Origin of the sequence: Lysinibacillus fusiformis (genome assembly GCF_003049525.1) — a bacterium.
Lineage (GTDB): Bacteria > Bacillota > Bacilli > Bacillales_A > Planococcaceae > Lysinibacillus > Lysinibacillus fusiformis.
This window is the reverse complement of the sequence record NZ_PYWL01000009.1, coordinates 120,320-134,328: the sequence shown is the minus strand read 5'-3', so window position 1 is coordinate 134,328 and position 14,009 is coordinate 120,320. Positions and strand designations below refer to the sequence as shown.

At 37.0% G+C, this 14,009-nt stretch carries 13 protein-coding genes; 3 read left to right on the top strand and 10 right to left on the bottom strand.

What is annotated here, in order from left to right:
* Positions 1 to 402 precede the first annotated feature (402 nt).
* Positions 403 to 1,290 carry a nucleotidyltransferase-like protein gene (locus C9J29_RS18370; protein WP_043989585.1) on the bottom strand — a complete coding sequence of 296 codons (888 nt, stop codon included), beginning with the start codon at positions 1,288 to 1,290 and terminating at the stop codon, positions 403 to 405.
* A 146-nt stretch (positions 1,291 to 1,436) separates the two neighbouring features.
* Here C9J29_RS18370 and C9J29_RS18365 point away from each other — a divergent pair, with 146 nt between their 5' ends.
* On the top strand, positions 1,437 to 1,790 hold the full coding sequence (locus tag C9J29_RS18365) for a YgzB family protein (protein ID WP_008173457.1): 354 nt from the start codon (positions 1,437 to 1,439) through the stop codon (positions 1,788 to 1,790).
* A 21-nt stretch (positions 1,791 to 1,811) separates the two neighbouring features.
* On the opposite strand, the gene perR is transcribed toward C9J29_RS18365, so the two are convergent.
* From perR to bcp, 3 genes are all read right to left on the bottom strand, one after another.
* Entirely contained in the window at positions 1,812 to 2,255 is a 444-nt protein-coding gene (perR, locus tag C9J29_RS18360; protein ID WP_043989586.1) for a peroxide-responsive transcriptional repressor PerR, read from the bottom strand.
* Positions 2,256 to 2,373: 118 nt separating this feature from the next.
* Positions 2,374 to 3,318, bottom strand: coding sequence for a D-2-hydroxyacid dehydrogenase (locus C9J29_RS18355; RefSeq protein WP_107922577.1), 945 nt, complete (start codon positions 3,316 to 3,318; stop codon positions 2,374 to 2,376).
* On the bottom strand, positions 3,315 to 3,791 hold the full coding sequence (bcp, locus tag C9J29_RS18350) for a thioredoxin-dependent thiol peroxidase (RefSeq protein WP_089986839.1): 477 nt from the start codon (positions 3,789 to 3,791) through the stop codon (positions 3,315 to 3,317). Before bcp ends, C9J29_RS18355 begins: the two co-directional genes overlap by 4 nt.
* A 130-nt stretch (positions 3,792 to 3,921) precedes the next feature.
* Here bcp and C9J29_RS18345 point away from each other — a divergent pair, with 130 nt between their 5' ends.
* Both C9J29_RS18345 and C9J29_RS18340 read left to right on the top strand, forming a co-directional pair.
* On the top strand, positions 3,922 to 5,208 hold the full coding sequence (locus tag C9J29_RS18345; RefSeq protein WP_107922576.1) for a glutamate-1-semialdehyde 2,1-aminomutase: 1,287 nt from the start codon (positions 3,922 to 3,924) through the stop codon (positions 5,206 to 5,208).
* 135 nt (positions 5,209 to 5,343) lie between these two features.
* Complete coding sequence (locus C9J29_RS18340; protein ID WP_008173466.1) at positions 5,344 to 6,432, top strand: FUSC family protein; 1,089 nt, start codon at positions 5,344 to 5,346, stop codon at positions 6,430 to 6,432.
* Between the two features lie 91 nt (positions 6,433 to 6,523).
* On the opposite strand, the gene C9J29_RS18335 is transcribed toward C9J29_RS18340, so the two are convergent.
* The 6 genes from C9J29_RS18335 to C9J29_RS18310 all read right to left on the bottom strand — a co-directional run bounded on the left by C9J29_RS18335 (position 6,524) and on the right by C9J29_RS18310 (position 13,937).
* Positions 6,524 to 7,558: a toxic anion resistance protein gene (locus C9J29_RS18335; RefSeq protein ID WP_107922575.1), complete on the bottom strand. Its 1,035-nt coding sequence runs from the start codon at positions 7,556 to 7,558 to the stop codon at positions 6,524 to 6,526.
* Between the two features lie 22 nt (positions 7,559 to 7,580).
* Positions 7,581 to 9,212: a YceG family protein gene (locus C9J29_RS18330; RefSeq protein ID WP_096365881.1), complete on the bottom strand. Its 1,632-nt coding sequence runs from the start codon at positions 9,210 to 9,212 to the stop codon at positions 7,581 to 7,583.
* Between the two features lie 262 nt (positions 9,213 to 9,474).
* Complete coding sequence (locus C9J29_RS18325) at positions 9,475 to 10,293, bottom strand: HAD family hydrolase (RefSeq protein WP_089986835.1); 819 nt, start codon at positions 10,291 to 10,293, stop codon at positions 9,475 to 9,477.
* Positions 10,294 to 10,304: 11 nt separating this feature from the next.
* Positions 10,305 to 11,405, bottom strand: coding sequence for a cysteine protease StiP family protein (locus tag C9J29_RS18320; protein ID WP_107922574.1), 1,101 nt, complete (start codon positions 11,403 to 11,405; stop codon positions 10,305 to 10,307).
* Positions 11,402 to 12,763 (bottom strand): phosphoribosyltransferase family protein, encoded by a 1,362-nt coding sequence (locus C9J29_RS18315; protein WP_107922573.1) that lies wholly within the window; start codon positions 12,761 to 12,763, stop codon positions 11,402 to 11,404. The genes C9J29_RS18320 and C9J29_RS18315 overlap by 4 nt, the downstream gene beginning before the upstream one ends.
* A complete protein-coding gene (locus tag C9J29_RS18310) occupies positions 12,744 to 13,937 on the bottom strand; it encodes an HpcH/HpaI aldolase/citrate lyase family protein (protein ID WP_107922572.1) in 1,194 nt (397 codons plus the stop codon). The genes C9J29_RS18315 and C9J29_RS18310 overlap by 20 nt, the downstream gene beginning before the upstream one ends.
* Between the last annotated feature and the right edge of the window lie 72 nt (positions 13,938 to 14,009).

Sequence of the window (14,009 nt, the reverse complement as noted above, 5' to 3'; positions counted from 1 at the left end):
TATTAGGCACGCCGCCAGCGTTCGTCCTGAGCCAGGATCAAACTCTCCATAAAAGAAATTTGATTAGCTCAAATTGTTTTGCTGGCATCAATTTTGATGTCCAAAATTTTGTTTCGTTCACTAGCTAGGCTAGCTACTAAAAACTTTATTGATTACGTTTTGCTTGTTCAGTTTTCAAGGTTCATTATTTAAGTCGTTTTTTCAGCGACTCCTTTATATTAACATCTCGTTCAAAACATGTCAACTACTTTTTTGAAAAAGTTTTTTGTGTTTTTTATCGAGTTATTCTTTATGTCTTAGCGACAATTAATATAATACAATACCAATATGTTATTCGTCAACTACTTTTCTAAAAAAATATCGAGGTATTTTTTAGATACCTCGATTACAAGCATACTACAGTCATTGACCGATTTCTAGAGCATCTTTATTGACCTTATAATGGCGGTGAAAGATCATTTCGTTTTTCGCAGTAACTGGCTCTATATGAATATACCCTTTATCCACTAAGTATTCGACAAACACTTCTAAATCAACTGAGTAATTCATGAGTTCTTGATGGTCATGTAGCTCTTGAATAGACCAGGTTTCTTTTGTTTGCATCACTTCTAATATATGTTGTGCTCCATCTCGTGTACGAGAATGTATTAAAAACTCACTTGCTAAAAATAAAAGCTCTAGACGCTTTTCTATTGGCTCATTACTTGTCACTAGCTCTTCGTATAGCTTATAAATGGCTGGTTCAATTTTTTTCACTTGTCCCCATACAGTTACTTCAGGGTATAAACCACTATCAATAATCGATAAACGACCCAAATGGTGTAAAGAATCGACTACATGATTATATGCATCCAAATAACTGCCCTTATCAAAGTATTCTTTCCCCTCCAAATAACGACGGATTAACTTTGAAAATTGAATGCCCGTTTTAATCTTACGACCACTATACGGAAATTCCTGTAATTCTATTTTTAATTTATGCAGAAATTCATTTCGATCAAATAGTACTCTGCCAAAGAAAATCCAATCGACTACTTTCTTATTAGAACCGATTAGGAGCCATTTTCGTATTAATTTTTCCGTAACCGTATGTAGAGCGACTTTATTTCCTTCATATAAGTAATGTTTTGAAAAGACTGGCTGCTCTGCTTCTTTTACAATAATTAATAAAACAGTATCAAATGTATCTGTAACGTTACTTTGCTCCTCACGCTTTTCTACTAAAATAACGCCTAATGTATTTGACTGACTCGCACGTTCTTGGTATATAGGACGCAATACTTGCTCCATGTTCAGCCCCCCTTTATTCATATAGCTTCTCTTGTTCGGTTAAAAATTCGACATACTCTAAAAGTATTCCTTCTTTGATTTACCTCAAAGCTAAAATACTTTGCCCTTATATGTTATAGTAGATTTTAGATTGGGAGGCAAGATAAATGAAACCTTATAAAAGTAAAATTAATAAAATTCGTTCATTCGCTTTAGCACTAATCTTTATTGGTTTTATTGTAATGTACGGAGGTATATTCTTTAAAAATAGCCCAATATTAGTTTTAATTTTCATGACATTAGGTGTTTTATGTATTATTGGTAGTACAGTTGTCTATGCCTGGATAGGTTTATTATCAACACGGGCAATTCAAGTTGAGTGTCCAAATTGCCATAAGCATACAAAAGTTTTAGGTAGAGTTGATATGTGTATGTATTGTAATGAGCCATTAACGCTTGATCCTACTCTTGAAGGTAAAGAGTTCGACCAATCCTATAATCATAAAACGAAAAAATCCTAGCCCGTAAAAGAGCTAGGATTTTTATTGTACTTTAGCAGTAAGACCTTTACATGATGGACATGTGCCGTATATCTCTAAACGATGCGAATGCACATCAAAGTCAGTTACCTGTGATGCAAAATGCTCTATTTCATCGAGACCTGGATAATGGAAATCGACGATCTTGCCACAGCATTCACAAATCATATGGTAATGATCATTTGTCACGAAATCAAAGCGACTTGAAGCATCTCCATAAGTAAGCTCTTTCACAAGACCTACCTCACGAAATACTCGCAGGTTATTATAGACCGTCGCTACACTCATATTAGGGAATCTCCCTTCAAGTGCTTTATAAATTTCATCGGCAGTAGGATGTGCCATAGATTGAATTAGATATTCCAAAATAGCATGACGCTGAGGAGTAATACGTACACCAGTTGTTTTTAACGTGTCCAGTGCATCCTGTAAATGCGTTGTAGACATCGTCATGCACCTCTTCCATAAGTATTATTAATTTATAATTGTTATAAATAGTGTATCCAATTAGCGCTACTTCGTCAACAATCACACATACTAATCCTCTAATTTCATCGTTTTTTTCTTAATATCCTCTCGATAGCTCCATGACATTTTCTAAATCTCTGTCACCTCTTAGCCATTTTGTTAAGCTTGGCTTAAAAATTTCTAAGCTTCGTTCCACATAACGAGATGAATGGCTTGAGACATGTGGTGATACTATAACATTTGGCAATGCCCATAGTGGATTGTTTGATGACAGAGGTTCTTCTTCGAATACATCCAAAACAGCATATTCAATTTCTCCCGCTACAATCGCTTGGATAAGTACCTTTTCATCAACCAAATTCCCTCTGCCAAAATTCATGAAAATCGCACTGCTCTTCATAGCAATAAAATGTTCTTCATTTAATAAATGCGTTGTTTCTCGTGTTTTTGGCAGCACAGAAATGACTATATCCGCACTCGGTAAAGCTTCTTTTAATTGCCCAAAGCTAATCATCTTATCCATGTTTGACGCTTCATTTCCAGAACGATTGCAGCCAATAGTCTTGACACCAAAGGCTTGTAATAAGCGACCCACTTCCGAACCAATAGCCCCTGGACCTAAAATAAGCGCTGTACTATCTCGCAATTCAGTTTGCTTGGCTTTTTTTGACCATTCACTTTTCTTTTGTTGCTCATACATCCAAGGTAAAGCGCGTTTAATGGCTAAAATATGGGCTAGCATTGATTCTGCCATAGGTGTTTTATGAATACCTCTTACATTAGAAACTAAAATACCACGTTCCATAATAGCTTGGGCAGGCATTTTTTCAATACCTGCTGATGCAACAAAAATCCATTTTAACTTCGTCGCCTGTTGGATGCTCTCTGTTGTTAAATCCTCACCATATGTAACTAATACATCCGCTTGTTGAAGCTCTTCATTTGTTATTCCGCTTTCAAATATAAAATCGACTTGTGGGAATTCTGCTAATAATGGTTCACGTAAATCTGGTCTTGGCTCAAAAGTAAAATAGATTCTCATGTTGTCGCCTCCTGTTCTGCTAAATAATCATAAACTTCTTCAATATGATTTTTCACACGTACTTTACGCCAAGCTTTCATTAACTTACCCTCCGAATCAATTAAAAATGTTGAACGCTCAATACCCATAAATTCACGTCCATACATTTTCTTTAAGACCCATACACCGTATGCCTCCGCTACAGCATGATCTTCATCTACTAATAAAGAAAAAGGCAATCCATGCTTATCAATAAATTTTGTATGTTTGTTAGCATCATCTGGACTAACACCCAGAACAGCAGCGTTTAAATGACTAAAGTCCTCAAACTTATCTCGAAAATCACATGCTTCAGTTGTGCAACCTGGTGTCATATCTTTTGGGTAAAAGTATAAAATAACATTCTGTCCTTTAAAATCAGTTAGCTGTACCATATCTCCCTTTTCATTTATAAGAGAAAAATCGGGCACCTTCTGTCCTTCTTGCAAAGTCATAACTATCTCCTCCCTTGTACGTTCTATTTTACTCCAAGTAACAAATCAAGTCATATTCCTTAATTTCTTTGGATTTCTTACACTGATAGGTCTACAATAGATTACGTATAAAAAGATAGGAGGCAATACTATGAATCACGCAAAATCTGAAGCAGTACACACAGAGGCGTTACAACATATCGTTGGTGGTGTAAATAGCCCTTCTCGTTCATATAAAGCAGTAGGCGGCGGTTCTCCTGTGGCAATGGTTCGAGGAAAAGGGGCTTATTTTTGGGATGTAGATGGCAATCGTTATATTGATTATCTTGCAGCATATGGTCCTATCGTTACAGGTCATGGACACCCTCACATTGCTAAGGCCATTACACATGCAGCTGAAAATGGCACATTGTTTGGAACGCCGACTGAATACGAGGTTACTTTTGCAAAAATGCTAAAAGAGGCCATTCCGTCTATGGATAAAGTACGCTTTAACAACTCTGGTACAGAAGCTGTTATGACAACTATTCGTGTTGCACGTGCCTATACAGGACGTACAAAAATAATGAAATTTGCTGGATGCTACCATGGTCACTTCGATTTAGTATTAGTAGCTGCTGGTTCAGGTCCTGCTACATTAGGAACACCAGACTCAGCAGGGGTTACGACTTCTACAGCTGAAGAAGTTATTACGGTACCTTTCAATAACCCTGAAGCTTTTACAGAAGCAATGAATAAATGGGGCGAGGAAATTGCAGCTATTTTAATAGAACCAATCGTAGGAAACTTCGGTATTGTTGAACCGAATCCTGGCTTCCTTGAATTAGTACACGCTACAGCCAAAGAAAAAGGAGCCTTAACAATTTACGATGAAGTTATCACGGCTTTCCGCTTCCACTACGGTGGTGCTCAAAACTTACTTGGCCTAACACCTGATCTAACAGCACTTGGTAAAGTTATTGGTGGCGGTTTACCAATTGGCGCATATGGTGGTCGTAAAGAAATTATGGATACAGTCGCACCACTAGGCCCAGCATACCAAGCCGGAACGATGGCCGGAAATCCAGCATCTATGCAAGCAGGTATTGCATGCTTAGAAGTCCTGCAAGCACCAGGCATTTACGATGAAATGGATCGGTTAGGTGGGATTTTAGAAGAAGGAATTTTAGCTGCAGCTAAAGAGCATGGAGTGACAATCACGTTAAATCGTCTTAAAGGGGCGCTGACGATTTACTTTACAGATGTGAAAATTGAAAACTATGAGCAAGCCGAAAACTCTGATGGTGAGATTTTTGGCCGCTTCTTTAAACTAATGCTTGAGCAAGGCGTTAATCTAGCTCCTTCTAAATATGAAGCATGGTTCTTAACTACAGAACACACGGAAGCAGATATTCTTGAAACGATTAAAGCTGTAAATTACGCATTTTCACAATTATAATAATGAACATACGAAGGCGACTTTCTATCATAAGTCGCCTTTTTCTTATTCATGCATACAAATCTATGTATTTTATGAGCACTTCCTTCTATAATGTAAAGAAGCTAAAAAATATTAGACAGAAAGGACATCTTTATGAAATTAGGTGCCCGCGTATTTAAAACTGGTGTCGCTATCGTATTTGCCCTGTTTATTGCAGAGCTATTAAAACTACCTTCACCTGTTTTTGCTGGAATAGCAGCCATTTTTGCGATTCAGCCTTCTATTTATCGCTCTTATCAAACCATTGTAGAGCAAGTGCAAGCAAATATTATAGGTGCAACCATTGCTGTCTTTTTCGGCCTACTTTTTGGCCATCATGTGGTTGCCATTGGCATAGCTGTCATAATAGCTATAGGTTTAATGTTGAAATTTAAACTAGAAAAATCTCTTTCGTTAGCGCTGGTGTCAGTTGTGGCCATTATGGAGTTCCAAGGAGAAGACTTTTTAACATTTGGTTTAATACGCTTTGTTACTATATTAGTCGGCGTGTTAGCAGCATTTGTCGTTAACCTTGTTTTCTTACCACCGAAATATGAGATCAAACTATTCCGCAAAATTTATATTTTGCAGGATGATATTATTCGTTGGACACGACTTGCGGTACGTCAGGCTTCTGAGCATACATCCACAAAGGGTGCATTAAGTAAATTTAAAAGCCGTATGTTACGAGTGGATACGCTGTATGACTTATATAAAGAAGAGCGTAATTACTTCAAAAATAAAAAGTATGTAAAAGCACGTAAATTGGTCGTCTATCGTCAAATGATTTTAACTTCCAAAAAAAGTTTAGAATTGCTACAACGATTGCATAATCACGAAAACGAATTAGCTAAGCTTCCTACGCAATTTCACTTAATGATTCAGGAACGGCTTGATTCCTTATTAACGTATCACGAACAATTGCTCTTAAAATATACAGGGAAATTAAAGCCTGAGCATTCTGAGTGGAGCAAAAGCATCGACTATGTTCAACGCAATGAACTAATGGAAATTTTCATCAAGCAAGTGAACTTTGCTCGTGAAGAAGGCGATACAGAATTTTCTAGCTATCACTTACTCTATATTTTATCGAGGATATTAGATTACGAGGAAAATTTAGAGCATCTAGATACACTGATTGTTTCATACCAAAGCTACCACGGCCATGAAATTAATGTAGAATTTGAAGAAGAATTTATCTAGCAACCATGTAAGCGACAGATTCATGTACAGCGAATCTGTCGCTTTTTACTATACGAAAAAACCCCTAAGTAAAATGTACTTAGAGGTAAAATTAAGAACGTAACGCAAGCAATTGCTGCTCAGCTTGCTTACGTTTATCTGTCTGCTCATTCCGTAAATGCTGATAATTAGCAATACCCGTAACAATGGTATCCCACATTTCTTCTAGCGTCTGGGTTGTATCCACTTGCTGGGCAAGAGTCGTGCTTAGGTGAACCGCTTCATTGCTAGCTTCTCCAAATTGCTTCATCCGATTTTCAAAGGCGGATGCTGATTGATTTTGTAATTGCTGCCGTCTTTCATTTACAGCATTCATCAGCCCCATTTTAAAAACAGGAATGGTTTTAACAAATGCGCCATTAATCTGTTCCATCAACTCACTATTCCCCTGACGTAGCATCTCAATTTGTGGGGCTGTTAAAATGGCAACCATTCGTGATTTCTCTAACTCATCTATTTTTTGTTGAAGCAGTTCTGCAATTGCCTGTAAGCGATTAAGCTCCATTTTGGCTACCTGATTACCTGCCTCACCCTGTTTTTCATACATAGGAATTAATGTGGTTTGCACCTCATGTAATTTCATATCAGTTGCTACGATATATTTTTCTAAGTCAAGGTAAAACATCAAATCTTCCTTGTATAATCGAGCGAGTAATCGATTATCCTTCGCTAATTCCTCTTCCATAAGTACAAATTGGTAATGAATTTTCTCAATATCTCTACCGAGCACATTGTATTTTGCATATACATCATCTTCACTTTTGGATTTACGTGTAAATAGCTTCTTGAAGAAACCCTTTTGCACAGTAAAATCTTTTTTATCAAATGTCAGCATTATGGCCTCAAGCTGTTTAAATAGTGCATTGGATTCAAAAGTAGCTGATTGGGTCACTATAGCTAAAATTTGATCTGCAAATTTTGCTAATTTGTTGGCTGGCTCTTTTCCCAACGCCATTAGCTCTAGCTGATTTTTTATATCAATCTGATGAGCAATTTGTTGGACCTCTACATGCTCTCGTAATTGTTGTTTGACGGCATCTGCTGTTTCTTGTGTCAGCTGCTCAAGCATCATTGGGATGTTTGACATGGTCGCCGCCTCCTTCCTATCATCAGAAAAAGCGATTAAAGAGCTTTTTAATAATTTTATCCGGTGCCGTTTTTTGTTGCTGTGGTTCTTCATAGGGCAAGTCAAATAACATATGCTCTAAACGATGTACATCGTACGTGTCCTCTTGCAGGTGCTTTTCTAAATCTAATTGACCTGTTGGATTATAAAAAACGATATCCATCCCGAACCGATTTAAAAACGCTAGTAAGGCAATATCTTCACGCGATAAGGCTGGTTGCTGTGGCGCTTGATACAAAACAATCTTCGGTATCTCTTGTGAATAGTCGAAGCTTTGCAATAATCTTAGGATCTCTTGAGGAATCATTGTTAGCTGCTTAAATAAAAATAACTGTAAATCATATAAAGTCTCATTAGGCTGTTGTTTTAACATGGGTTGCTCACAAGATGTTTTGATCGTATGCGCAATGGCTTGCTGTAGCTCCAACGATAATTCACCATACTGCCACCAATCACTTTGTATAATACGTTCTACTGAAAGTTCACCATTTACTAAGCAATGTTTATAGTGAAAATGAAAGTTGGCCTTGCTCGTTTTTGTAAAAGGGAATTCCTGCACGAAGATAGTTTGTGGGTTTATTAATAACTGATGCATTAAGTGCCAATATTCCTCACGCTGGCTTGAGACTCCACTGATTTTAGCAAAGATGACAGGGATCACTACTTCATTTCCATTGATATCAAATTGCGGTCTTACCAATGCTTTTTCCTTCGCATAAATAAAAATATCATCATATGTCATACGTAAAGTTAATGAGCGTGGCATAAAGTCTTTAAATTGCCACGGTCTATAGACTCCTGATTGCTGGTCATGCATTAATTGTTCAAAGTGCTGACTAGAACGATACCCTACAGTTGCCTGACGATCACGAGGCTTGTCAGGAAATGGCTGTAATGTTGTTTGGCTCGTATAGGAATAGCTGACGGAAAACGAATCAGTAGGATCTAACTCAGCAAACTCATCGACTTTTGCTGGATGAAATATTAATACGTCACAGCCAAGTTCCATTAGCAGTAAAAGAAAATATCGCTGACTAACAGTGGCTTCTCCATACCAAACAACTTTAGGAAAATCATCAGTAGGCTTCAGAGCTTTAGCCCATTGAATCCAATGGTTTTTTAACCACTTCACCAGATCAATTAAAAAACGGCGAAATTCATTGGAAAGTAAGCCTAGCGATTGTTGATGTTGAAATAATTCTATAACCTTAATAGTCGTTAGCTGTAAATGTCGATTCATAATGCTGTCATCATGTTTGGGAATCAATTGATACCCATACATCATCGCAACTAAACGATTAATAGTAAGCCCTTTAGGTGTTTGCTGATGCTGCGATAAAATTTGTTGTATAGCTTGAAAGTCTTTCTGTTCAATATGCTTATTTAATTCTTCACTTAAAATATGAATATTTTGGTTTTGAGATAAAGTAAATAATGAATTAAAATACTCATCTTCCTCAATTGGTACTCCTAAAACACGTAGAGCAATACGGCTAAAACTTATTTGTTGCGGTGTTTCCTCATAAAATGCACGATTCTTTGGTGAATCTTGAAACGCCTGTAGCCAATCATCTGGATTACGCTCGACTATTGATTTAATTGTGATTGTTTGCATACAAACGCCACCTCCTAAAAAAATCATCCTCAGTAACCTTAAGCTAAATTCAACAGGTATATTATGTTTGAAAAGGTATACGTAACATCCCAAAAATAGAACCTAGTAAAATATGGATTCCACTTTTCTGAAGTTTTATTCCACCATTACTAAGTAAAATGTAAAAAAACTAATCTGATTGCAGGCATAATAACTTGGTTGTAAACAAACAAATGCAAATGTACTTTATGAAAAATTTCGTTTGCCATCCAATAATTCTATCCTATAATAGAGAAAAATCTGGTTGTGTTGCATGCTGTAAAACAGTCTGAAGCAAATGTTTGGTAAATGCTTCCCCCTCATACGGCGAGTATGTTGTATTATGTAGTATTTTTGGCTGTTTATCCTTTAAATCACCGTGATTTGGTGTAAAAGCTACATCAGCCAACATCAGCATTCCATAATCCATCATAGAATCACCTGCTGCTATATGCACATCGTATGTACAAAACTCCATCATATATTCTATTGCAGCTTCCTTGGTCAAAACCTTTGGCATGAAATATAATTTTTTTCCTTGCAGAAGAACGCACCAACCATGGGCATCGAATTCTTGAACAATGGCGTGTAAATCATCCTGTTGTAAAACATCCAGATTTACATGATGGACATAAAAAAGGTCGTCTATATAGAAGGAACGTTGTAGCCATGTATCGGATTTGATGGTTTGAAATAGTTGTGACATATCCTCTTGCGGAATTGAAGAATCTTCAATACGACTACCTAATGTTTTCGTCCATTTGTCGTATGGCTGACCCTTCTCTAATATTGTACCCCCATTACTCGTAATTGCAAAAGCAGGGTTCAAGTCATTTATAAATTGAATTCTTTTATATTGATGCAACGCTCTAGTTGTAACAGGGACAAATAGTGTTTGCTGATGCACTTGTTGCAATAAAATAGCCGTTTCTTTTGTCATCATGCTCATCGTTTCATTAGCCTTCTGTTCAACGACCACTTTATCTGAAATAGGCGGAAACATTTCCATCATACGTTTAGAATAAATTAGTGTTCTATCTAAATCTGATGTGAATAATATCATGGTGAGCTCCTCTACAATTCTTTTATTAAGCCGCAACATGCGTAAGACATATGCGAATATTCTTCTATTATTACATTTTTTTCATGAGCTAATAATAAAATGTGCTCTAGCTCATCCATATACTGTGGATTAATTAAGATTTTCCAAGGTATTCGTCGCAATAAAACTCTTGTCGTTTCTCCAACACCTGGTTTAATAAGGTTAATGTTATCCATATCAAAATCCAATTGAATATTTTGGACCGATTTCATACCTGCCCAAGTAATAAGAGAAGTGGCTTCGTCCTGAAGTTGACTGATAATCTCACTCTGTACTTGTTTGAAGCATGCGACTATACGATCTATGTACAAGTTCGAGACATCTATATCTTCTAATTCTTTGTAGTATTTTGCTCCATGGAAGTCGTGCTCATCCATAAACTGCAAATTTAAAACAGTTCTACTCACCAAGCCAGAGACAGTTGAATTTAAACAAGCCGATGGAATTAAAAAATCTTCGCGAGTTCCATAAATCGTCGCACAATGCCCTGGATCTGCTAATACAGCTAAATTAGCATTTAACTGCGCTTGATAGTGTCCATTAAATTTTTGGCAAGAGTGGATCAATTCTTTCGTTATAGCACCTTTCCCCGTCCAACCATCAATAAATTGAAGACAGCCTTGTGGATGTTGTGACAAAATATAACGTATCGCCGCCTCATCAAATCCACGACCACGCAAAATTGAAATCGAATAATGTGGCACATCCACCTTATAGTTCATCGATATGTACCGTTTGATTAAAATGCCGATTGGTGTACCTGCTCTAGCTAAACTAACAAGTATTAAATTGTCTAACCCTCTACTTTTAATGATTCGTTCTGCTACTACCCCCACAGCTATGGCTATTTTATTCGCGGAAGCATCCAAGGTTTTATAAAATAGATTCATATATGTTTTTGATGGGTGATATTCCACTGGTAGCATTTCAGAATAATGCGTACCTGCTTGAATAAGCTGCTCCCGTTTTTCATTAGCCATCTCTAGAAAAACATTTCCAATATCACGCAATAAAAAAATAACGTCCTCTTGTGCATAGCTACCCATTCTATCTGGCTGTAAAGTCGATTTCATCGTGCTCCCTCCAACTCATGCATACAAATGACATATACCTTTGCTTCACTAACTGACTGCAGAGCCGCCACCATCCGAGCTACTACCTCTTTATTTGCTATACGTTCCACTAGTAGAAAAAGTTCCGTATACGGTTGGCTTTGAACATTATATAAATAATTTTCGACCCCATTATTCTCGGGACTCTCAAATACTATTTTCTCTGTAATCGTATAATCTAAATCGTCTGTACAATAGATCGGACTGCGAGTTGTTGATTGAAAATAAACATCATTCCCTAAATAAGAGGCAATTTGCATAGGCACATACATAAACTCACCAGTCCCAATCACAAGAGCTGGTCCGTCCGTTCGTAGCTCCTTTAATTGCTTGGCGATAGTCTGTAACATGTGATTTTGTTCAAAATGCTGTTTAGATGTTAGCATAAATCTCCCTGTTGCTTTTAAATACGGCTGACTGTTCATCTTGCTATTCTCTGCAATTGAATGATAGAAAAGACGATCAGTGGAGTCTTTGATGGGCAATAGGTTGATGTTTCTTGCAGCAATGGTCGTAATGCTCGGCTGTACACTTGTTAAACTAGGTACTCCTGTACAATTGAATGTCCCACACATAATGGAGATGAATTCAATAGAAATCCCCCATTGCCCCTCTAATTGCTGAAAGATCATTCGCTGCTGGTCCGATCGCCAATCTAAAATGGATAGGACAGCGTACTGTTTAACATCAGGAAATTTCTTTTTTAATGTTTCAATTATGTTGATGACCGTATTCCCAGTAGTAATCTCATCATCTATTAACACGATACGCTTAGCCTGCTGTAAAACATCAGGTTCCTCTGTATAAATTCTATGGCTTGTCGCATGGGAATGTTCTTCTTCGAATGTGACAAATGGTTCAAAATGAGGAATGACTTCACGAGTAGTATGAATATACATAGCATTTGATTGAAATGCATTAAATACGGCATGTCCAAGTGCAGTGGCCGTCTCCGCAAATCCAATAAACAATGTCTCTTGTGCTAACTCTACACTTTCTTTCACAGAATTTTGTAGTTCCTCTACATTTATTCCTTCTTTTAAAGCTTGAACAATAGACGATATTGTATTGACCTTTTGACTACTGTCTTGCTGGTCGTACATCGTAGCTAATAGAGCTCCAGTTAGTATAGGAATTTGTGGGCGAACAGCCAAATGCTTGCCAAGCACAGTACTTACAAATAAAAATTGTCTCTTCTTATTTATACGAGCTGCCATTTGAAATAAATCTGTTAGCGCAAAATTGTGTGGGTTATAGGTAATTTCAATATCGATTGAATAGTTTGGTAAAATAGTAAGTTTACTCATTTGTTGTTGCATACATATGACCACCTAGTTCAGAATTTAATAATAGTGAGGCGAAATCCATAGATTCATGATAAACGCCATAGACATGTGCCTGTTTTAAAATGCGTTGTGCCCATCGCATATGCGGTTTGATTTCATTCATTTTATTAGCATAATGACTTTTCATCACACCTTTACTACCATCATTATGTTCAACAATACTAAGTGCATCTAAATACTCTTCATATGAAATAGCGTAAAGTGCATGCACAACACGGATATGACTTGGATGAATGACCGTTTTACCGATAATTCCATTTTGTTTATCCATTAAAACTTCCTTCATTAGTCCATCTAAGCAATCGTCTAATAATGCTTTCCTCGTTTCAAGCGCACCTTTTTCACTAAATGGTGTCATGCGTAATGCCGGTTTTAACACACGCTGATTACTAAAATACTCCCACACTGGCCCAGATATCACAAAGCCGTCTTCCTCACGTCCTAAAATATTCACTATATCAGCTATACAATCCCTTATTACGCTAATATCATATATGGTCGAGTCCATACGGCGGCGAATTCCATAAATTCCACAAAAATCAGTAGCACCAATTCGTATATTCAACACCCTTAATTTGTGCTGCAGTAAAACCGATTTAATGGCTAATAATGCCTCCATACGAGATTCTTTATATAGAACCTCCCGGCTTTCTAAAATCGGCATCCCGTATAAGGTAAGATTATTTTCTTGAATTGTTTTCTCAAGAAGCTCAAAATAATGTGCTCCCTGCGTCGCTGTGAATTTCGGAAAGACATAACCAGTTAAAATTTCCTGCTTTTCTTTTAATCTAGCAGTTAAATAACTAAATTGTTCAACATGACGCACACGAATAAAAAGTAAGGGGATATCTTGGAGCTGCAATTGTTTTTGTTGATAGAGTTTATATAACTCGCTAATGTCCTCCATCAACTTTTCCTCACAATCACCTAATTCTGAATCCCCTACTGCATCCTCTAAATCAATAACAAGTGACGTAAGTTCTTTATATTTTTGTGATTGGATCAAACCTACAATATTAGGCATGGAAGCGGGCATATACAAAGTAGCACCTAATGCATAGGATAAAATATCTGGCGTTGCCCATTTCGTAAAAGGCTGCGGCTTTTTATAAAAAATCGTCTCTGCTTCTGTTGCAAAGTGTTGCATCTAATCCACTCCCCAATAATTATGCCTTTGTGAAAAAAGCACTGTATCAGCCTGTTCCTTACAGACCAATAC